The 20,533-nt window shown below is 60.9% G+C and carries 21 protein-coding genes and 1 pseudogene; 13 read left to right on the forward strand and 9 right to left on the reverse strand.

Features of this window, described 5'->3' with window-relative positions:
- Positions 1-12: 12 nt before the first annotated feature.
- Positions 13-147, reverse strand: a pseudogene (locus I8E17_RS18640) (type II toxin-antitoxin system CcdA family antitoxin); the annotation flags it as partial.
- A gap of 32 nt (positions 148-179) precedes the next feature.
- Positions 180-2,012 carry a translation elongation factor 4 gene (gene lepA / locus I8E17_RS18645; protein WP_069611013.1) on the reverse strand — a complete coding sequence of 611 codons (1,833 nt, stop codon included), beginning with the start codon at positions 2,010-2,012 and terminating at the stop codon, positions 180-182.
- A gap of 171 nt (positions 2,013-2,183) precedes the next feature.
- On the opposite strand from lepA, the gene I8E17_RS18650 reads away from it, so the two are divergent.
- Both I8E17_RS18650 and I8E17_RS18655 read left to right on the forward strand, forming a co-directional pair.
- A complete protein-coding gene (locus I8E17_RS18650) occupies positions 2,184-2,756 on the forward strand; it encodes an XRE family transcriptional regulator (RefSeq protein WP_069611014.1) in 573 nt (190 codons plus the stop codon).
- A 17-nt stretch (positions 2,757-2,773) separates the two neighbouring features.
- On the forward strand, positions 2,774-3,295 hold the full coding sequence (locus tag I8E17_RS18655; RefSeq protein ID WP_113366592.1) for a GNAT family N-acetyltransferase: 522 nt from the start codon (positions 2,774-2,776) through the stop codon (positions 3,293-3,295).
- Between the two features lie 9 nt (positions 3,296-3,304).
- On the opposite strand, the gene I8E17_RS18660 is transcribed toward I8E17_RS18655, so the two are convergent.
- On the reverse strand, positions 3,305-3,910 hold the full coding sequence (locus I8E17_RS18660) for an HAD-IA family hydrolase (RefSeq protein WP_113366525.1): 606 nt from the start codon (positions 3,908-3,910) through the stop codon (positions 3,305-3,307).
- A 148-nt stretch (positions 3,911-4,058) separates the two neighbouring features.
- Here I8E17_RS18660 and I8E17_RS18665 point away from each other — a divergent pair, with 148 nt between their 5' ends.
- Both I8E17_RS18665 and I8E17_RS18670 read left to right on the forward strand, forming a co-directional pair.
- The gene (locus I8E17_RS18665; RefSeq protein WP_113366526.1) at positions 4,059-5,084 is read left to right on the forward strand and encodes a histone deacetylase family protein; all 1,026 of its coding nucleotides are present in this window, start codon (positions 4,059-4,061) and stop codon (positions 5,082-5,084) included.
- Positions 5,085-5,180: 96 nt separating this feature from the next.
- Entirely contained in the window at positions 5,181-6,095 is a 915-nt protein-coding gene (locus I8E17_RS18670; RefSeq protein WP_219511231.1) for an EamA family transporter, read from the forward strand.
- Positions 6,096-6,147: 52 nt separating this feature from the next.
- Here the strand turns inward: I8E17_RS18670 and I8E17_RS18675 are convergent, their stop codons facing one another.
- A complete protein-coding gene (locus I8E17_RS18675; RefSeq protein ID WP_113366527.1) occupies positions 6,148-6,732 on the reverse strand; it encodes a TetR/AcrR family transcriptional regulator in 585 nt (194 codons plus the stop codon).
- Positions 6,733-6,871: 139 nt separating this feature from the next.
- Here I8E17_RS18675 and I8E17_RS18680 point away from each other — a divergent pair, with 139 nt between their 5' ends.
- Positions 6,872-7,429 carry a DUF308 domain-containing protein gene (locus tag I8E17_RS18680; RefSeq protein ID WP_113366528.1) on the forward strand — a complete coding sequence of 186 codons (558 nt, stop codon included), beginning with the start codon at positions 6,872-6,874 and terminating at the stop codon, positions 7,427-7,429.
- 65 nt (positions 7,430-7,494) lie between these two features.
- Here I8E17_RS18680 and I8E17_RS18685 read toward each other — a convergent pair whose 3' ends face one another.
- A complete protein-coding gene (locus I8E17_RS18685; RefSeq protein ID WP_113366529.1) occupies positions 7,495-7,962 on the reverse strand; it encodes a truncated hemoglobin in 468 nt (155 codons plus the stop codon).
- Positions 7,963-8,225: 263 nt separating this feature from the next.
- Between I8E17_RS18685 and mbfA the strand changes: the two genes are divergently transcribed.
- Positions 8,226-9,209 (forward strand): iron exporter MbfA, encoded by a 984-nt coding sequence (gene mbfA, locus I8E17_RS18690; protein WP_069611021.1) that lies wholly within the window; start codon positions 8,226-8,228, stop codon positions 9,207-9,209.
- 231 nt (positions 9,210-9,440) lie between these two features.
- Entirely contained in the window at positions 9,441-9,629 is a 189-nt protein-coding gene (locus I8E17_RS18695; RefSeq protein WP_069611022.1) for a hypothetical protein, read from the forward strand.
- Between the two features lie 123 nt (positions 9,630-9,752).
- On the opposite strand, the gene I8E17_RS18700 is transcribed toward I8E17_RS18695, so the two are convergent.
- Positions 9,753-10,352 carry a transglutaminase-like cysteine peptidase gene (locus I8E17_RS18700; protein ID WP_069611023.1) on the reverse strand — a complete coding sequence of 200 codons (600 nt, stop codon included), beginning with the start codon at positions 10,350-10,352 and terminating at the stop codon, positions 9,753-9,755.
- Positions 10,353-10,590: 238 nt separating this feature from the next.
- Positions 10,591-11,403: an alpha/beta hydrolase gene (locus I8E17_RS18705; protein ID WP_113366530.1), complete on the reverse strand. Its 813-nt coding sequence runs from the start codon at positions 11,401-11,403 to the stop codon at positions 10,591-10,593.
- A gap of 278 nt (positions 11,404-11,681) precedes the next feature.
- Here I8E17_RS18705 and infC point away from each other — a divergent pair, with 278 nt between their 5' ends.
- The 6 genes from infC to pheT all read left to right on the forward strand — a co-directional run bounded on the left by infC (position 11,682) and on the right by pheT (position 17,718).
- Positions 11,682-12,218 (forward strand): translation initiation factor IF-3, encoded by a 537-nt coding sequence (gene infC / locus I8E17_RS18710; RefSeq protein WP_173002511.1) that lies wholly within the window; start codon positions 11,682-11,684, stop codon positions 12,216-12,218.
- Between the two features lie 321 nt (positions 12,219-12,539).
- Complete coding sequence (gene rpmI, locus I8E17_RS18715) at positions 12,540-12,743, forward strand: 50S ribosomal protein L35 (RefSeq protein WP_069611026.1); 204 nt, start codon at positions 12,540-12,542, stop codon at positions 12,741-12,743.
- A 37-nt stretch (positions 12,744-12,780) separates the two neighbouring features.
- Positions 12,781-13,185, forward strand: a complete 405-nt coding sequence (rplT, locus tag I8E17_RS18720) for a 50S ribosomal protein L20 (RefSeq protein ID WP_069611027.1) — start codon at positions 12,781-12,783, stop codon at positions 13,183-13,185.
- 137 nt (positions 13,186-13,322) lie between these two features.
- Positions 13,323-14,159, forward strand: coding sequence for a serine/threonine protein phosphatase (locus tag I8E17_RS18725; RefSeq protein WP_229002049.1), 837 nt, complete (start codon positions 13,323-13,325; stop codon positions 14,157-14,159).
- 36 nt (positions 14,160-14,195) lie between these two features.
- Positions 14,196-15,278 (forward strand): phenylalanine--tRNA ligase subunit alpha, encoded by a 1,083-nt coding sequence (gene pheS, locus I8E17_RS18730; protein ID WP_112722780.1) that lies wholly within the window; start codon positions 14,196-14,198, stop codon positions 15,276-15,278.
- Positions 15,279-15,294: 16 nt separating this feature from the next.
- Positions 15,295-17,718, forward strand: coding sequence for a phenylalanine--tRNA ligase subunit beta (pheT, locus tag I8E17_RS18735; RefSeq protein WP_113366532.1), 2,424 nt, complete (start codon positions 15,295-15,297; stop codon positions 17,716-17,718).
- A 265-nt stretch (positions 17,719-17,983) separates the two neighbouring features.
- Here pheT and I8E17_RS18740 read toward each other — a convergent pair whose 3' ends face one another.
- Both I8E17_RS18740 and pbpC read right to left on the reverse strand, forming a co-directional pair.
- Positions 17,984-18,343, reverse strand: a complete 360-nt coding sequence (locus I8E17_RS18740; RefSeq protein ID WP_069611031.1) for a nuclear transport factor 2 family protein — start codon at positions 18,341-18,343, stop codon at positions 17,984-17,986.
- 94 nt (positions 18,344-18,437) lie between these two features.
- Complete coding sequence (gene pbpC / locus I8E17_RS18745) at positions 18,438-20,525, reverse strand: penicillin-binding protein 1C (protein WP_113366533.1); 2,088 nt, start codon at positions 20,523-20,525, stop codon at positions 18,438-18,440.
- Positions 20,526-20,533: the final 8 nt, after the last annotated feature.

A 20,533-nucleotide genomic window follows, 5' to 3' on the forward strand; every position in this document is an offset into this window, starting at 1 on the left:
CGAAATCCGCTGTCAGAACTGACGATATTGTGCAAAAGGCAGACCATATCTTTCGACACAGGCATTTGCTTTTGCAATCGGCTCGGCATTTTCGATTAACCAGAGGCGCCCGCGCTCAATCTTGCTGACGCGAGCGGCCTTATCTTCAATGGGAGGTGAGGTACTGTTCTTCGAGTCGCTCACTCATCCCCCATCTTCAGCGCGGCAATGAACGCTTCCTGCGGGATTTCGACCTTGCCGAACTGCCGCATGCGCTTCTTGCCTTCCTTCTGCTTGTCGAGCAGCTTGCGCTTGCGGGTGGCGTCGCCGCCGTAGCACTTGGCGGTCACGTCCTTGCGCAGCGCCTTCACCGTCTCGCGGGCGATGATGCGCCCGCCGATGGCGGCCTGGATCGGGATCTGGAACATGTGCTGCGGGATCAGGTCCTTCAGCTTCTCGCACATGACGCGGCCGCGCTTTTCAGCCGCCGAGCGATGCACGAGCATGGAGAGCGCATCCACCGGCTCGGCATTGACGAGGATCGACATCTTGACGAGATCGCTCTCGCGATAGTCGGTCAGGCTGTAGTCGAAGGAGGCATAGCCCTTGGAGATCGACTTCAGGCGGTCGTAGAAATCGAAGACGACTTCATTGAGCGGCAGATCGTAGGTGATCATGGCGCGGTTGCCGACATAGGTCAGCTCGGTCTGGATGCCGCGGCGGTCCTGGCAGAGCTTCAGGATCGAGCCGAGATAATCGTCCGGCGTCAGGATCGTCGCCTTGATCCACGGCTCGCGGAATTCGGAAATCTTGACGACATCCGGCATGTCGGCCGGGTTGTGCAGCTCGATTTCGGTGCCGTCGGTCATGGTGAGCTGATAGACGACGGAGGGAGCCGTCGCGATCAGGTCGAGATTGAATTCGCGCTCCAGGCGCTCCTGGATGATTTCCAGGTGCAGCAGGCCGAGGAAGCCGCAGCGGAAGCCGAAGCCGAGAGCGGCAGACGATTCCATTTCAAAGGAGAAGCTGGCGTCGTTGAGGCGCAGCTTGCCCATGGCCGAGCGCAGATCTTCGAAATCGGCGGCATCGACCGGGAAGAGGCCGCAGAAGACGACAGGCTGCGCCGGCTTGAAGCCCGGCAGCGGTTCGGCGGTCGGGCGCTTGTCTTCGGTGATGGTATCGCCGACGCGGGTATCGGCCACTTCCTTGATCGAGGCGGTGATGAAGCCGATCTCGCCGGGGCCGAGGCTGTCGACGGCGACCATCTTCGGCGTGAGAACGCCGACACGCTCGATCTGGTACTTCGCGTCCGTGCCCATCATGCGGATGGTCTGGCCCTTGGTCAGCGTGCCGTCGATGATGCGCACGAGAACCATGACGCCGAGATAGGTGTCGTACCAGCTGTCGACCAGCAGCGCCTTCAAGGGAGCCTTCTCGCCGCCCGCGCTTTTCGGCGCCGGCAGCTTGTGCACGATAGCTTCCAGCACGTCGGGAATGCCGAGGCCGGTCTTCGCCGAAATCAGCACGGCGTCGGAGGCATCGATGCCGATCACTTCCTCAATCTGTTCCTTGATGCGGTCGGGTTCGGCCGCCGGCAGGTCGATCTTGTTGAGGACGGTGACGAGCTCGTGATTGTTGTCGATCGCCTGATAGACGTTGGCAAGCGTCTGCGCTTCCACACCCTGAGAGGCATCAACCACCAACAGCGAACCCTCGCAGGCCGACAGCGAGCGCGAGACTTCATAGGCGAAGTCCACGTGTCCGGGCGTGTCGATCAGGTTGAGGATATAGGTCTCGCCATTCTTGGCCTTGTAGTGCAGGCGCACGGTCTGGGCCTTGATGGTGATGCCGCGCTCGCGCTCGATCTCCATATTATCAAGCACCTGCTCCGACATCTCGCGTTCGGCAAGGCCGCCCGTCGTCTGGATCAGGCGATCGGCCAGCGTCGATTTGCCGTGGTCGATATGGGCCACGATCGAGAAGTTGCGGATATGCGAAAGCGGAGTGGTGGAATTGGTGCTCATGCGCGCCATATAGCAGCGCCGCCCCGCGCCGCAAAGCGGAAAAGCGGGGCTTTGGCTGGTATCTTCACGTTATGTTAGCCTTTTCCGGTCCGCCGCTGCCGAGTGTCACAATGCTCTTGATTCCATCATGAGATCATGTATTTCTCATATAGTAGAATCACGGAGCGTGAGACATGAGTCATGGCGGATGATGATCTGGAACTGGCGATCGGTGCGCGCATCAAGGAGCTGCGCATCGCCCGCGGCCTGACGCTGGATGAGCTTGCCAATGCCTCGGCCGTCAGCCGCGCCATGATCTCGCGCATCGAGCGGGCGGAGGCGAGCCCGACGGCCTCGCTGCTGTCGCGGCTCTGCGCAGCGCTCGGTCTTTCGCTCTCGGCCTTCTTTGCCGAGGAGGACGAGGAGGTGTCGCCGCTTGCCCGCCGCGATCAGCAGGCGATCTGGCGCGACCCGGGAACCGGCTATGTCAGACGCGCCGTCTCGCCGCCGGGAACCGACTCGAAGGTCGATGTCGTCGAAGTCATCTTCCCCGCCGGCGCGCGCGTCATCTTCCCGCCGAATTCGGCAAGCGCCGGCATGACCCAGCATGTCTGGCTGTTCGAGGGCGAGATGGAGGTGACGCATCGCGATGTCGCCCATCGCCTCATGCCCGGCGATTGCCTCTTCATGGGCGTCGGCGATGGCCACGCCTTCCACAATCCCGGCGAGGTGCCGGCGCGCTACAGCGTCATCCTCGATCGCGGTCGTTCGTGACACCCAAGGACCTTCTCATGCCCGATATTCGTCTTCTCTCCGCCGTTGAGGCTCGCACTGTCCTGGGGGATCTCTGCGATGTGCTTGCCGATTGCGTCAATGGCGGCGCTTCCGTCGGCTTCATGCAGCCTTATATGCCTGCCGACGCATTGCCTTATTGGCAGAGCGTCGCAGACAGCGTCGAAAGCGGCGGGACATTGCTTTTTGTCGCCGTGATCGAGGGCAGGGTTGTCGGAACGGTGCAGGTGGGCGCAGCCCAGATGCCGAACCAGCCGCATCGCGGCGATCTCAAGAAGCTGCTGGTGCATAGCTCCGCGCGAGGCAAGGGACTTGCCCGCCTCTTGATGGAGGCGGCTGAGCGCGAGGCCGCCCGTATCGGCAAGACCCTGCTTGTGCTCGATACGGCAACCGGCAGCGATGCCGAGGCGATCTATCCGCGCCTGGGCTGGCAGCGCGTCGGCGTCGTGCCGGACTATGCGATGTGGCCGGAGGGCGGTCTTTGCGACACGACCATTTTCTATAAGCGTATTGCGGCCTGAAAAGGCTATTCACGCTGAGAAGGCGGCAATGGCGTCCTGCAATGTCGATCCCGCTGTCCATTGCATCGCCTTCCAGCCGAAGTGCCGCGCGGCCTCGATATTGGCCTCCACGTCATCGATAAAGCCGATCTCGCTTGCGGATATCCCGACACGTTCGGTTGCCAGCCGGAAGAATTCGGCTGCTGGCTTCTGATGGCCGAGGGCGGCGGAATAGAAGATGCCGTCGAAGCGGGAGGAGAGCCCGAGTTCGTCCATCAGATAGGCGGCGCGCATATGCTCCTGGTTGGTCGCAAGGAACATCTTCGTTCCCCCGGCCCGCAGGGCGGCGAGGTCGTCAAGCAGGCCGTGGTCCAAGCGAGAGTCATTCTCGAACCAGTAGTCGATCAGGGTTCGGGCACTGAGATGGGAAGCGATCCTGCCGAGAACTTCTGCAAGCTTCGGCTCCAGCGCATCGCGGCCGGTGACGATATCGACCCAGTAGGTTTTGAAGAATGCTTGTTGAAGCACATCCAACCGCAAGCCCAGATCGCGCTCCAGATAGGTGAACAGCGGCAATCCGTCGCTCGGGCGGCCGTGCACCAACACGCCGTCGACATCGACCATCAGAAGTTTCATGCAGCCGCCTCCAATTCCTCAAACGCAGATGGAAGGTGCGGTTGTCTGCAGCAGCATTCAAGATTGCATGTCACCCTTTTTTCTCGGACGCGATGCATGTAAGCCTTCGTGTCATCAGCAGAACAAAGTGGGCGATGGGGAGGCGAACATGCGGGTCATCTATTCGGAGGATCACAAGCTCAGAGACGCGAAGACCGAGTTGCATGATGGCCAGCTCGTCACACCCTTCGAGGCGCCCTTCCGCGCCGAATGGATCCTCGCCGCGATGAAGGAAGCCGGCTTTACCGATGTGATTGCACCTCATGCCCATGGATTGGAAACGGCGCGAAAGGTGCATGATCCGGCCTATCTCGATTTTCTTGGCGTGGTCTGGGAGCGCTGGGTCGCCGCCGGCTACAAGGGCGAGGCGATCGCCAATTCCTTTCCCGTCAGGCGCACCAGCCAGCGCGTGCCTGACAATATCGTCGGCATGATCGGCCATTATGCCAATGCCGCGGATACCTCGATCACCAAGGGCTCCTATGAGGCGGCGCTCGCATCGATGCGCTGCGCTGTGACCGGCGCCGATTGGCTCAACGCCGGCAACCGCTTCGCATTCGCGCTCTGCCGCCCGCCCGGCCATCATGCCGGCATCGATCTCTTCGGCGGTTATTGCTTCATCAACAATGCGGGCGTCGCGGCGCAGCGGCTGCGTGATCACGGCGCGGCCAAGGTGGCGGTGCTCGATGTCGATTTCCATCACGGCAACGGTACGCAGGACCTTTTCTACCGACGCGGCGATGTTTTCACAGCGTCGTTGCATGGTGATCCCGTCCACGCCTTTCCCTATTTCCTTGGCCATGCTGATGAGGAAGGCGAGGGTGATGGCTTGGGCGCCAACCGCAATTACCCCATGCCGCGCGGCACGCTTTGGGAGGTCTGGTCGGCGGCGCTCGACGATGCGCTTGCCCGCATCAAGGCCTTCGGCGCGGAGGCGATCGTGCTTTCACTCGGTGTCGATACGTTCGAGCGCGATCCGATCTCCTTCTTCAGGCTGACATCGCAGGACTTCACCCGCATGGGCGAGCGGGTTGCTGCCGCAGACCTGCCTGTCCTGGTCTGCATGGAGGGTGGCTATGGCGTGCCCGAGATCGGGCTGAACGTCGCCAATGTACTGAAAGGTCTCGAAGCCTGATGCACCTTGCATCAAAGTGCCTGATCACAGGATGAAAAGTTTGAATTTGCCACTGCATGGCCATGCCTCTAAAACGCCGCCTGGTTGGGGGTGTTTATGGAACAGAAGCTTGTCGACAGTGGATCGGATGGCGGCGCGGGGCTGATGCCGCATCCGGATATCGCGCCATCGACCGGCGGCATTGCCGCCGGCGTGCTGATGTGCGTGATGTCGATGTCGTCAATCCAGTTCGGCTCGGCCCTGTCGGCCCCGATCATCAACGCCTATGGGCCAGCGGGCGCCACGTGGCTGCGGCTCGTCTTCGCCTCCATAGCGCTGGCGATCATCGTCCGGCCTAAGATCACGAGCTATAGCCGCTCGCAATGGCTCGGCGTGCTGGCGCTCGGCACTGTCTCGGCGCTGATGACGACCTCTTTCTTTTCGGCAATCGCACGCATTCCCCTGGGGCTTGCCGTCGCCATCGAATTTCTCGGGCCGCTGCTGGTCGCGACCCTCGGCTTCGGGCTGAGCCGACAGCTTCTCTGGCCAATTCTTGCGGCAATCGGCGTTCTGCTCCTGGCTTATGATGGCGAAGAGTGGGTCGGCAATCTTCCCGGCATTCTCTTTGCCATCGGCGCAGGCGCGGGCTGGGCCTGCTACATTCTTTTGACGAAGAAGGTCGGTAATGCCTTTCAGGGCCTTGAAGGTCTTTCCGTGTCGCTGCTGGTCGCAGCAGTCGTTTCCACCCCCTTCGGCTTTACCTCGGCCGTCCCGCATCTGACGGCCTTCGGCCTGCTCGAAATAGCCGGGCTTGCACTGCTCGTTCCGCTGATGCCCTATGTGCTGGAAATGGTGGCGCTGCGGCGCATGCCCACCTCGTCCTTCGGCATCCTCATGAGCCTCGAGCCTGCCATCGGCGCCTTTGCCGGCTTCGTCATCCTGTCGCAGCCGATGACGCCGTCTCAGATGTTCGGCACCGCGCTTGTTGTTGCAGCCAGTATCGGGGCGACGATCTTCGCTGCGAAAGGCTAAGACTGGTGGGCGTAAGCCGTTGTTGCTTTGAGTTTGGCCCGGCAACTCTCCGTCAGTCGGGGGCTTGAAGCCTGACGATCTGGGGTGCAACGATTGCGATGAACAGTTCTGGATCGCCGAAAGCTCTCGCCGAGAGCATTGCTCCATGAACCGAGGCCATCAGCATTTGCGCCTCTTCCTCGGGCCGTTTGTTCAGCCGGAAAAGGCCATTCTCGGTTCCCGCCTGCAGCACTGACGTAAGCCAGCCGGCGAGGCTATGAAAATGGCCTCGCACCTGGGATGCGACATCCTCCGGCAGCATCTGCATCTCGCTGGCGAGCATCGCACAGATGCAGAAGGGCAGCGAGGCGTCCCGAATGCATGAGTGCCAGTAGCTCGCATAGGCCTGCAGCTGTTCCGCGGGGCTCGAGATGCCTTCGCGCAAAGACTTCAAACCCGCTTCCGTCTGCTGCCTGTAACGGTCCACCAGCACCGAAACCAGTTCGGCCTTAGTCGGAAAGTGATGGTGGATGCTTGCCTTCCGGATGCCGATCGCAGCGGAGATGTCGGCATAGCTGAAGCCGTTGTAGCCTCCGGCCCCGATAAGAGCCTGTGCGATGTCGAGAATTTTTTCTGAAGTGGAAGTTATTGATTTCATATCGCTGCCTACCTTTTGGTAGGCTTGTTGTCAAGATTGCCGCACCACTTCTGGCTCTCACGAAACGGTGTTCGGGCCTGTGTTGACTCAGTGAGTATATCTTCCTACTAGTAGGTAGGCAAATACAAGGAGCCTCCTGATGCAAAGTCGCGTTTCATCCCAGCCCAACTGGCTGCAGTCCTACTATTTTACACGTGCCCTGTTCTCGATCGCCTGGATTGCAGCCGCGATCTTCCTCAGCGCAAAACCGCCATCCGCCGCGTTTCTGCTGGTGATCTATCCTGTGTGGGACGCCCTCGCCAATCTGGTCGACGCCCGGGTTAACGGCGGCCTGAAGGTCAATCCGTCCCAGGCGTTGAATGTTGTCGTCAGCGTCCTCACGGCGCTCGCCGTTGTCGTGGCCGCCTACAATAGCACCTATGCCGTCCTGGCCGTGTTTGGGGCTTGGGCGATCCTCTCGGGCTTGCTGCAACTCTACACCGGCGTAAGGCGCTGGCGTATCTATGGCGCTCAATGGGTAATGATCCTGAGCGGTGCGCAGTCGGCGCTTGCCGGCGGTTTCATGCTCAGCCGATCCCTTGGCACGGTCGAGCCGACCATTCTGGATATCGTCCCCTACGCGGCGTTCGGAGCCTTCTATTTCCTGCTTTCCGCAATCTGGCTTGCGGTCACGGCCTACCGCAAAGCACATGCATAGGCGCTGCCTGATCTTGCGGCGGCGAGTTTGAAGTGACTTGCCGCCGTATTTTCGTGTGGCCTGCCTTAAGCCGTCGTTCTCGCGGGATCGTCCAGCGCTGGATTATAGAAGAGTGAGAGCGTCAGGCTCTTGGCGATACGCTCGGCCGTCGCCATGAACCAGTCTCTTGCCTCTTTGGAAGGCGCGATATCGGCAAGGGTTTCGGAGAAAAGCGCCAGCCATTCCGGAAAGAGGTCGGCGGCCATGCCCTCGACGCCGAGATGCGCCTGGACCGGTTTGCCGCCATAGGCGCCGTTCTTGAAGGCAACGGAGGACCAGAAGCGCTTCATCTTTTCCATGTGGTCGGGCCAGCGCCCGGCAAGGCGTCCGTCGAAGACCGGTCCGAGCCGGGGATGCGCCTGAACGCGCCCATAGAACGTGTCGACCAGCCTGTCGATGAAGGCCGGATCGATGCCCATCCGTGCCATCTCCGCCTCGGCCCTTTCGCGGATGCCGGCAAGATGGGCGGCGCGAGCCTGTATCTCGTTTTCCATAATATTCTCCGAGTGCCGGCGCGTGGAAAACCGCTGCTCCGACGTCTTTCAGGTCCCTATGTATGCAATTTCTCAGCGCGACCAAGACGTCATGGAGATGTTGCGGCAATCTGTCAAAGTCGCACTGCTATTTTCCGCGGCCTCGTTCGGCGGACCACAAATTTTCCGGCACGATTTTTCCTCCGCAATGACCTCTCCGTGCTTGACCAGCGCAATTGCCAACTTTAGAATTAGAATAATTCTAAAGTTATGAGGTTGCCCCGATGCTGCTAGGCCTATTCCGCCCGTCGAAACGTCCCTTCACCTCCCTTTCCGAACAGGAGATTCTGGCGATTGCCATTGCGGCAGAGGAAGACGATTCACGCATTTATCTCGCCTATGCCGATACGCTCCGCCCGCATTATCCCGAGTCCGCCAAGGTTTTCGAGGATATGGCCGAGGTCGAGGATACGCATCGCAAGACATTGATCGACATGCACCGCCGCCGCTTCGGCGAGCGTATCCCGCTGATCAGGCGCGAGCATGTGCGCGGCTTTTACGAGCGCAAACCCGATTGGCTGCGCAAGAACCTCTCCCTCGATGCCATGCGCGACGAGGCCGAGGCGATGGAGCAGCAGGCCTATAATTTCTATGTCGAAGCGGCCAAGCAGGTATCCGATGCCTCGACGCGCCAGCTTCTCGGCGATCTCGCACTTGCCGAGCAGGGTCATGAAGACGTTGCCCGTATGCTTGGCGAGAAGCATACACCGGAAGAGGTCAAGCACGAGGAAGATGCGCAGGCGCGCCGCCAGTTCGTGCTGACCTATGTGCAGCCGGGTCTCGCCGGGCTGATGGATGGCTCCGTCTCCACGCTTGCGCCAATCTTTGCCGCCGCCTTCGCCACGCAGCAGACATGGCAGACCTTTCTCGTCGGCCTTTCGGCTTCGGTCGGTGCCGGTATCTCCATGGGTTTCACCGAGGCAGCCCATGACGACGGCAAGATCTCCGGTCGCGGTTCGCCGATCAAGCGCGGCCTTGCCTGCGGCATCATGACCGCGCTCGGCGGCCTTGGCCATGCGCTGCCCTACCTCATCCCGCATTTCTGGACCGCGACGATCACCGCCGCAATCGTCGTCTTCTTCGAGCTTTGGGCCATCGCCTTCATCCAGAACAAATATATGGAGACGCCGTTCCTGCGGGCTGCCTTCCAGGTCGTCCTCGGCGGCTCGCTGGTGCTGGGTGCCGGCATTCTGATCGGAAATGGGTGAGACGCGTTCGGCATAGCCGGCGAAACTATCGGGTGGATCGTTTCGCACGCCAAACGCCCCGAGCCCAAGCGAAGGGCCGGCGGTGAGGGATGGGCAATGTTTTGTCGCATCCGGAAGGGCAAAGACACTCCGAGATCACGAAATGTTAAATTTCGGAACGCCTTCCGCCGCCACCGGTTAGCAACACGAGGCCGCTCTTGGCCTCGTCTGCAAACCAAAGGAGATGATCCAATGGCAAACCAAGGTGGAACCCACGAGCAGCATGTGAAGGCTGGCCAGCAAAGCCACAAGCGCATGGACAACGATAACACCAGGAATGCTTCGTCCACCGGCTCCCGTGAGCAGCACTCTGCCAGCTCACGCGGCGGCACCCACGAGCAGCACGTCAAGGCCGGCCAGCAGAGCCATAAGAACTCTTGACGCTCGTGGTGGTAGCAAATTCGTCCGCACCCAGGAGTGAGGACGGGTCTTATTACAAGACGAAAAAGCGAAAGGCCGGTCCGATGGGCCGGCCTTCTTGTGTAACGAGAAATTAGCCCGCGCTTACTTGACGGCGCCAACCAGGACGTCGTTGCCGTTCTCGATGGTGACCCAGCGGCCGGCATTGAAGCTCGCCTGACGCTTCAGATAGGAATAGGGAGTTTTGGTCCAGACCTTGATCTCGTCCTCAAGGTTGTCGAGGATAAAATCGCCCTGCTTGGTGCGCAGCGTCAGCACCGCATGTCCTTCGCCATCAGGCTTGCGAACGACCGTCATCAACAGGTTGGAGGCGGAAATGCCGCTCTGGATGAGGAGCTTGCGCTTCAGCAGGGCAAAATCCTCGCAGTCGCCAGCGGTCTTCGGATATTCCCAATATTCCTCCTGGCCGTAGACTTCCATGTCGGTCGCCGGGCGGATCGTCTTGTTGACGCGAAGGTTGATCTGGTTGACGAGAGCCCAGGCGGCCGCGTTCATGTCGACGGGACCGATATTACGGGTCGGACCGCATTCGTCGGTATGTCTCTGGCAGAAGTCGTAGTGTCCGATCGGCTGGGAGGTCACGTTGCCGACGGTCATCGAAACACCCTGCTGAGGTGCCGGCATCGCCGCCGACGACATCGCAACTATAGCAGCGAAGGCAATCAACAAGCCCTTAATACGCACGCCCACTATCCTTGTATCGTCCCTGCATTTGTTAACAAATTGTTAATGTAGGGGGGTGCGCGAAGTCAATCGTTACTTAAGTGTTAACACCGGAACCGGCTCATATGGTTAATTTCGGCACAATCAAAGAGATAGTCGCCATAATTTCCTGCTGCCTGCGATTACGCAAGCGCCCCCCCCCCCGAGGCGGCCGACAAGGGGCCAGCGCGCTGAGCATTTCGCAGATATCTATTTGTTTTTATGGCGCTTTATGTAGTACCAACGTCTCGGCCACGGCGAGCATGCGCTCGATGTCCTGCGGCCGCGACAGGCGATGATCGCCGTCGCGCACAAGCGTTAACACGACATCGTCCGCGGGCAGGTGCTCGACCAGCTTTAACGAATGCGAGAAAGGCACGTCCGCATCCTGCATACCCTGCAATATATGTACCGGGCAGCCGGTCTCGATGATGCCGGTCAGCACACGGTTGGTGCGGCCGTCCTCGATGAGGGCGCGCGTGAAGATGTTCGGCTCGGGGCTATATTCCGAAGGCTCCTCGAAATAGCCGCGTTCCGCCAGCGAGCGCCGCTCGACATCGGAGAGGTTGGGCTCGATGAGATCGATGGTGAAATCGGGAGCGGGCGCGATGAGCACGAGGCCGGCGATGGGGGCTGTCTTTTTGCGTTTGCGCAGTTCCTGCATGACCCTGAGCGCGATCCAGCCACCCATCGACGAGCCGACGAGAACGATCTTCTTCGGCTTGGTATGATCGATGACGGCAAGTGCCTCTTCCAGCCAGCGCGAAATCGTGCCGTTGGTGAACTTGCCGCCGGACTGCCCGTGGCCGGAATAGTCGAAGCGGATGCAGCCGATACCAAGCCGCTCCGCCAGCGCATCCAGCTCCACGGCCTTGGTGCCGCTCATGTCGGATCGATAGCCGGACAACCAGACGAAGCTGACATTCCTGGCACCCTTGCCGGCGGTGCGCTCGATGATGGCGATCTGGCGCTCGCTCTCCCCCGTGCCAACGGGAAGGAAGGTCGGTTGGATGGATGTGGCGGTCTCGGACATGGAAAACTCCCGGATTTTCTGCCCTATAAAACAGATTCGCGTCCGCGTGACCTGAAAAATCCTCGATCTTTTCGCTGTGGTTTCTATATAAAGGGAGAAGGATACTGTGTCCTTCGCGCATCTCGCGCTTCTAGGACACGCCATTGACACGCGGGAGGTGCTTTTTTCCTGCTGTCATGCTATTGACTTCAACACAGCTTTTACGACATTTCCGTCAGTTGCGCCGACGGGGAGCGAGAGGCTGCAGCTATCCGAAACAATTCGTGGAGAATACGACCATTCGCAGACCTTTTAAAGCCGACGCGCCCGTAAAGGACGGGCCGCGTTCCAACAGGGAAATTCGCATTCCCAAAGTTCAGCTCATTACGGCTGACGGCCAGAATATGGGCATCGTCCCGACCGACCAGGCATTGAGAATGGCAGAGGAGGCCGGTCTCGATCTGGTAGAGATTTCCCCCAATGCTGAACCGCCTGTGTGCAAGATCCTCGATCTGGGCAAGCTGAAATACGCCAACCAGAAGAAGGCCGCCGAGGCGCGCAAGAAGCAGAAGATCGTCGAAGTCAAAGAAATCAAGATGCGTCCCAACATCGACACCCATGACTATGAGGTGAAGATGAAGGCGATCGGTCGTTTCTTTGAAGAAGGCGACAAGGTGAAGGTGACCTTGAAGTTCCGCGGCCGCGAAATGGCCCACCAGGAACTGGGCATGAAGCTGCTTCAGCAGGTCAAGGAAGATACCATCGAGATTGCCAAGGTGGAGGCCGAGCCCAAGCTCGAAGGCCGCCAGATGATGATGGTGCTTGCGCCGAAGTGAGGCGCAAGTCGGAGTAGAGAGGCCGGAGCCGTCCCTTGGACGGCTTTTTCCTTTTCTGCGGCAGGGTCGATGCCTGTCATCGATCTGCAAAGATTCCCGCATTCGCACCGTTGCACTTCGGGGCAAGTGCGGTTATAAGCGCGCGTCCGAACTGACCGGCAGGGCATGCCGTGGCAGTTCAGAATGCTGGTGGAGCGGTTCGTCACCGTATCCGCCGTTCAACAACAAACGCTCCGGCACCTCGTTGCAGCCCGGCCAGTCCGGATCTGCGGGAAGGGCTTTTAAGCAAAGCGCGCCAGGAAGCATCGAAGGAGTAGCAAAATGCCCAAGATGAAGACGAAGTCCTCTGCCAAGAAGCGGTTCAAGATCACCGCATCCGGCAAGGTCAAGGCAGCCGCTGCTGGTAAGCGCCACGGCATGATCAAGCGCAGCAACAAGTTCATTCGCGATGCCCGCGGCACTATGGTTCTCGCAGAACCGGATGGCCGTAAGGTTGTCAAGAACTACTTGCCGAACGGTCTCTAAGACTATTCGTAACGCTATAGACTAAGGAGATCATGAAATGGCACGCGTAAAAAGAGGCGTTACCGCCCACGCCAAGCACAAGAAGGTTCTGAAGGCAGCCAAGGGCTTCTACGGCCGCCGCAAGAACACCATCCGTACCGCCAAGGCCGCCGTCGACCGTTCCAAGCAGTACGCTTACCGCGACCGCAAGGTCAACAAGCGCAACTTCCGCGCCCTCTGGATCCAGCGCATCAACGCTGCTGTCCGCGAATTCGGCCTGACCTACGGCCGCTTTATCGACGGTCTGAACAAGGCTGGCATCGAAGTCGACCGCAAGGTTCTCTCCGACATGGCAATCCATGAGCCGGAAGCTTTCGGCGCCCTCGTCGCCGCCTCCAAGAAAGCACTTGAGTACCTCAAGGACGCTGGCACGAAGAACGAGTTCGAAGCCGCTGTTGGCTAAGAGCGTCTACTAGACAGTTTTTGTCATATTTATGAAACCCGCGCTTGTGTAACCAGCGCGGGTTTTGTATTTTTGCAATACAATTAATTTGCGATAGTCACCTTGAGGATTCCCGGTATCGGGAATGGGTGAAATTGTTGAATGGCAAGACTGCGGAACTGAACTTCATACCCAATCTGAACGGTAAGGACATAGAGGCCTTGCTGACGGTGCTGGTGAACGGTTCCAGCCGTGTCGAGCGAGTTGCCCTTTCTGCATGTCAGGTCTGGATCAAGCGATACGGCACGAAGAAACCCTCTGCCTGGCGTCATCTGCAGAGGGTCTTTTCACGCATCGTCCCGGTCGCCTTCCTGCGCCCCTGTGCCTATCTGTCTGCACGGCAGATGGCCCAGCGGGAAATGCAGCGCATCGGCTTGTTCAGGCAGCGGGGTGTAGCCGTTCCGGAGGTTCTCTACGCTTCGAATGGCGCGCTTGTTCTTAGGGACGCTGGAATCACGGTTCAGCGCCGCCTTGCGCAGCTGAAGGAGAGCGATCCCGCTGCTCACGACGAACTCATGGTCGCTTGCGCTGCCGAGCTCGGCCGGTTGCATGCCAAGGGGCTTTGCCATGGCAGGCCCTATCCGCGCGACATGTTCTTTGCCGGCGATCGGCTTGGTTTCATGGATTTCGAGGAGGACCCGCAGACAGTCATGCCGCTTGCGGTGGCGCAAGCCCGTGATATTTGGCTGCTCTTCCTGCAGATCGCAACCGGCGCCCGCCTCGGGCTTGCAACGCAGAACAGAGCCTATGAAGCCTGGTCGGAGCAGGCACCAGCGGCTGCGCGCGCCGAGCTTCAGCGCATGATTCGCTTTCTAGGCGGTTTTTTGTTCCTTGCCCGGTTGATTGGCCGCGTGCACATGGGTAGTGATCTCCAGCGCTTCATCGTTGCGACAAGCTTTCTGATGCATGCGTTCACCACTTATTCCGTGGACTGAGAGCCCGATGGCCCCTGGTCCGCAAGGCAGGACCAGATGACGGAACTCGTAACACTTGAAACCCAACTCATGGCCGAGGTGGCCGCGGCGAACGACGAGCAGGCGATCGAGGCGGTCAGGGTTGCTGCGCTCGGCAAGAAGGGCTCGGTTTCTGAACTGCTGAAGACGCTGGGCTCGATGTCGCCGGAAGAACGGCAGACACGCGGCGCGGCCATCAATGCTCTCAAGAATTCCGTCACCGATGCCATTAACGCCCGCAAGGGCGAGTTGCGCGATGCGGCGATCGAGGCGAAGCTGAAGGCGGAGACCGTCGATGTCAGCCTGCCGGTCCGCTCCTCGCCGGCCGAACGCGGCCGCATTCACCCGATCAGCCAGATCGTCGACGAAATCACCGCCATCTTCGGCGACATGGGCTTCTCGATCGCCGAAGGTCCCGATGTCGAGACCGATTATTATAACTTCACGGCGTTGAACTTCCCGGAAGGACACCCGGCCCGCGAAATGCACGACACCTTCTTCTTCCAGCCGGATGAAAAGGGTGAGCGCAAGGTGCTGCGCACGCACACCTCGCCGGTGCAGGTGCGCACCATGGAAGCGCAGAAGCCGCCGATCCGCATCATCATCCCCGGCAAGACCTACCGCCAGGATAGCGACGCCACGCATTCGCCGATGTTCCATCAGGTCGAAGGCCTCGTCATCGACAAGACGGCGAATGTCGCCAATATCCGCTGGGTGCTCGAAGAGTTCTGCAAGACCTTCTTCGAGGTCGACAATGTGACGATGCGCTTCCGCCCGTCCTTCTTCCCATTCACGGAGCCGTCCTTCGAGGTCGATATCCAGTGCGACCGTTCCGGCCCGATCGTCAAGTTCGGCGAAGGCACCGACTGGATGGAAATCCTCGGCTGCGGCATGGTGCATCCGAACGTGCTGCGTTACGGCGGCCTCGATCCGGACGAATATCAGGGCTTTGCCTGGGGCATGGGCCTCGATCGCATTGCCATGCTGAAATACGGCATGCCCGACCTGCGCGACTTCTTCAACGCCGATGTCCGCTGGATGAACCACTATGGCTTCCGCCCGCTCGACATGCCGACCCTGTTCGGCGGCCTGAGCGCGTAAGGAAGGGATAAAGCACATGAAATTCACACTCTCCTGGCTGAAAGAGCACCTGGAAACCGACGCCACGCTCGACGAGATCTGCGCCCGCCTGACGATGATCGGGCTGGAAGTGGAGGAGGTCGACGACAAGGCCGCGTTCAAGCCCTTCGTCATCGCCAAGGTTCTCTCGGCCGAGAAGCACCCGCAGGCCGATCGTCTGAAGGTGCTGATGGTCGATACCGGCAACGGTGCGCCCGTTCAGGTCGTCTGCGGCGCACCGAATGCGCGCGCCGGCCTCATCGGCGCATTCGCCGCCCCCGGCACCTATGTTCCCGGCATCGATGTGACGCTCGCCATAGGCAACATCCGCGGTGTCGAAAGCCGCGGCATGATGTGCTCGGAAAAGGAACTGGAAATTTCGGACAGCCATGACGGCATCATCGATCTTCCGGAAGATGCGCCGGTCGGTACGAGCTTTGCCGCCTATGCCGGCCTTGACGATCCGGTCATCGAGATCAATCTGACGCCGAACCGCCCGGATTGTACGGGTGTCTATGGCATCGCCCGCGATCTCGCCGCCTCCGGCCTTGGCACCCTGAAGCCTCGCCTCACGCCAACCTTTCCTGTCCAAGGCGAAACGCCGACCGAGCTCAAGATCGAGCTGGATGATGCGCGCCTGTGCCCCGGCTTTTCGCTGCGCCTCGTGCGCGGCGTCAAGAATGGCCCGAGCCCGAAGTGGATGCAACAACGCCTGCTCGCCATCGGTCTCCGTCCGATCAGCGCGCTGGTCGATATCACCAACTACATGACCTTCGATCAAGGCCGGCCGATGCACGTCTTCGACGCCGCCAAGGTCAAGGGCAATCTGGTCGTGCGCCGCGCCAGGGACGGCGAAACCGTGCTGGCGCTCGATGAGCGCGAATACAAGCTCAACCCCAGCAATGTCGTCATCGCCGATGACAACGGCGTCGAATCGATCGGCGGCATCATGGGCGGCGAGCATTCCGGCTGTGACGAGAACACCACGGACGTGCTGATCGAATCGGCGCTTTGGGATCCGATGAACATCGCCAAGACCGGCCGCAGCCTCGGCATCATCACCGATGCGCGCTATCGTTTCGAGCGCGGTGTCGATCCGGAATATATGGTGCCTGGCCTTGAGCGCACGACGGAACTGGTGCTTGCCTGCTGTGGTGGCACGGCCGCCAAGGCCCGCGTCGAAGGCTACAAGGGTTACGAGGCCAAGGTCGTCGATTTCCCGTTGTCGGAAGTCAAGCGCCTGACCGGCCTCGAAGTCTCGGCCGATGAGAGCAAGTCAATCCTGACAAAGCTCGGCTTCTCGGTCTCCGGTTCCGGCGAGCGCATTTCCGTCGCCGTTCCCTCCTGGCGGCCGGATGTCGATGGCAAGGCCGACCTCGTCGAAGAAATCATGCGCATCCATGGCGTCGACAATATCAAGCCGCAGCCGTTGGCAAGCCACAGCGCCGTCAACGGCAAGATCCTGACGACGCTGCAGATCCGCACGCGCGCCGCCAAGCGGGCGCTCGCCGCGCGCGGCATGCTTGAGGCGGTCACCTGGTCTTTCATCTCGGAAGATCAGGCCAAGCTCTTCGGCGGCGGCTCCGACGCGCTGAAGCTTGCGAACCCGATCGCCGCTGATATGTCCGACATGCGACCCTCGCTGCTGCCAGGCCTGCTTTCGGCCGCGCAGCGCAATGCCGACAAAGGCTATGGCGACGTCGCGATCTTCGAAGTTTCGGGTACGTATGAGAACGATACGCCCGAGGGCCAGCGTCGCGTTGCCGGCGGCATCCGCCGCGGCACGGCGACGCTTGCCGGCGCCGGCCGCATGTGGTCGAATGCCACCAAGGGCGGCGGCAAGCCGGTCGATGTCTTCGATGCCAAGGCCGATGCTCTCGCCGTGATCGAGGCTTGCGGCCTGCCGATGGGCAATATCCAGATCGAGCAGGGCGGCCCCGCCTGGTATCATCCCGGCCGCTCCGGCACCATCAAGATGGGTCCGAAGGTCGTGCTCGGCTATTTCGGTGAGTTCCATCCGAAGACGCTGGAAGCGCTCGACGTGTCGGGTGCTCTCGCCGGCTTCGAAGTCTATATCGATGCCATGCCCGAACCGAAGAAGAAGGCGACCCGCACGAAGCCGGCGCTGGAGCTTTCCCCTTTCCAGGCCGTCAAGCGTGACTTCGCCTTCGTGGTCGACAAGTCGGTGGAAGCCGGCGCGATCATCCGCGCTGCGACCGGCGCCGACCGCAAGCTGGTCACCGGCGTCAATGTCTTCGACATCTTCGAGGGTGCGTCGCTCGGCGAAGGCAAGAAGTCCATCGCCATCGAGGTGCAGATCCAGCCGGCAGAGCGTACGCTGACCGATGAGGATTTCGAGGCGCTGACCCAGAAGATCGTGGCGAACGTCACGAAGTCGACGGGTGGGGTGCTGCGGGGTTAATCTGCAGCTGTTGAGTTTGCGGAGCGTGCAGCACCCCCCTCTGTCCCTGTCGGGACATCTCCCCCACAAGGGGGGAGATCATGGGGAGCTTGCTGCTCGTCGACCTTAAAACAATGAACTGCGATTTCAGCAGGCACAATGTTAACTCGTGGCAGGTGTGTGCAACGAGTTATCGATCTCCCCCCTTGTGGGGGAGATGTCGCGACAGCGACAGAGGGGGGTATCAGACGCTCGGCATAGAAGGCACACGCCTCGGCCGCATCATCTACCGATGCAGATGATAAACCTTGTTCACCACACTCCACCGCCCATCGATCTTCACCAGCGATAGATAGTCCGAAAACCGCATCCCGGCGAATTCGTCGACGACCTTGACGGTTGCCGCATCGCCTTCGATGTCGATCAACTCGATCTCCATCAGCGGTATGGTGCCCGGCGGGGCGCTGCCTTCCTCGACGATCGCGGCGATGAATTCGTCCCGCGTCATCCATTCCACCGCGCCTTGGTAATTGCCGATGATCGCTGCTTGCGGATGAAAGGCCTTGCGCAGCGCCGGCTCGTTCGCGAATGCCATGCCATCGACATAGAGATGAACAACCGCACGGATTGCCTGCTCTTCCGACATCTCGTCATTCCTCGTTTGAGTTATGCCTAAGATATCATAGACGCCGGCGGCTGACAAAAATGCCGGCGGCGTGATCGCAATGATTTGAGGGGTATTATTCAACAAAAACCCGCACGCTTGCCGCGCGACCCGCGGCATCGATAACGGTCAGCGTCGAATAGCCGGCGCCATCGGGCGTCCATTGATTTGTGCGGCGGCGCGACATGTCGGGCAGCGGCTTACCGTTGGCGAGCCATCGGAACGGCGCCCTGCCACCTTGCAGCTTCAGCGCCAGCGGCATGATCTGGTCGTTGCCGCTGCTGGCGCCGAGATCGACGCGCGCGCCTTCCGGCGGATAGACGATCTGTGGGGCGGGTTCGCGGCTGGAGGCCGCCAGCAGCCCGGCGGCGGTCACGGAAAAGCGCCGCTGGCTGATCGGCAGCTCGGTCGGCGCGATGCGCACGGCACCCATGGGAGCCGGCGGGAAGGGAGTAATGGCAACGCCGGATTTCGCAAAGGCTTCGAACAGGATGGGCGCGGCCGAAACATAACCCGCCAGACCCGGCACGGCGCCATTGTCCGGGCGGCCAACCCAGACACCGAGCACATGCGCTCCGTCATAGCCGATCGACCAAGCATCGCGGTTGCCGTAGCTGGTGCCGGTCTTGTAGGCGATGCCGAGCTGCTTGCTGCCGCGCGGCGCGATGATGTCGGAGAGGATGTCGGTGATGTTCCACACCGCGATCGGCTCCATCAGCGGCTCGCCCTCGATCGGCCCAGGCTCGTCCTGAACGCCATCGCCGATCCGCATTGCCTTGCCGCGATTGGCAAGCCCGGCATAGAGCTGCACGAGATCCTTCAGCGTCACGCCGACGCCGCCAAGGCCGATAGCAAGCCCGGGCGCTTCGTTCGGTGGCAGCTTCGGCTTCACCTCCGCCCGGCGGAAGCGCACCAGCAGCCGCGTGGGACCTACGGCATCGAGCAGCCGAACGGCCGGCACGTTGAGCGACAATTGCAGCGCCTGGCGCACGCTGACGTCCCCCTGATAGCTCATGTCGAAATTGCGGGGACGATAGCCATAGAAATCGGCTGGGCGATCCTCGATGATCGTTTCCTGCGCCACATAGCCCTGCTCGAAGGCGAGGCCGTAGATGAAGGGCTTCAGCGTCGAGCCGGGCGAGCGCAGCACGCGGGTCATGTCGACCCAACCGGCGCGCGAGGAATCGAAGTAATTGGCCGAGCCGACTTCGCCGATGATTTCGCCGGTCTTGGCATCGGCCATGATCATCGCGACCGACACTTTTGGCCCAAGCCGCTTTGCCGCCGCATCGGCAACCGCTTCGAGGCCCTGCTGCACATCGCGCCGCAGCGTCGTTTTGCGCTTGATCATGCCGGGCTGTTTGCGCAGCGCAAGTTCGGCCAGATGCGCGGCATAGGCTGGGAGCTGCCGACGCTGAGCCGGGATCGGAGAGAGCGAGGCGCGCTCCGCTTCGCCTTCGCCGATAACAGCTGCCACGGCCGCACGCTCGAGCACGCGATGGCGGGCGGCCTGGGCAGCGGCGAGATTGCGGTCCGGCCGGCGCTTTTCCGGCAGCTGCGGCAGCGCCACGAGCAAGCCTGCCTGTGCGACTGTCAGGTGTCGCGGTTCCTTACCGAAATAGGCAAGGCTCGCCGCGCGCACGCCTTCCAGATTGCCGCCATAGGGAGCGTGCGTCAGATAGAGATCGAGGATCTGTTCCTTGGTCAGCCGCCGCTCGATCTGGATGGCACGAGCGACCTGCAGGAGCTTTGCCGTCATCGAGCGCTCGCTGCGCGGCTCGATCAGGCGCGCCACCTGCATCGAAAGCGTCGAGCCGCCGGAGACGATGCGGCCATGGGTGACGAGCTGCAGGAAGGCGCGGCCGATCGCCATCGGATCGACGCCGTGGTGGTCATAGAAGCGCCGGTCCTCATAGGCGACCAGCATGCGCAGAAATTGCGGATCGACATCGGCAACATCGGTCTTCAGCCGCCAGCGGCCCTCGGGAGTGGCAAAGGCGCGCAGGAGATCGCCATTGGCGTCGAGCACCTCAGCGGAAACCACGCGGGCATTGTCCAGCGGTGGCGGATAGGCTCGGTCCGCGGCTTCCAGGCCAAAGACCAGAGCCACCACTGTTGCGGCAGTGGCTCCAAAGCCTATCGCAATCTTCCAACGCGCCTTCATGTCTGCTT

The organism is Rhizobium sp. AB2/73, from assembly GCF_020871915.1.
Classification (GTDB): domain Bacteria; phylum Pseudomonadota; class Alphaproteobacteria; order Rhizobiales; family Rhizobiaceae; genus Rhizobium; species Rhizobium dioscoreae.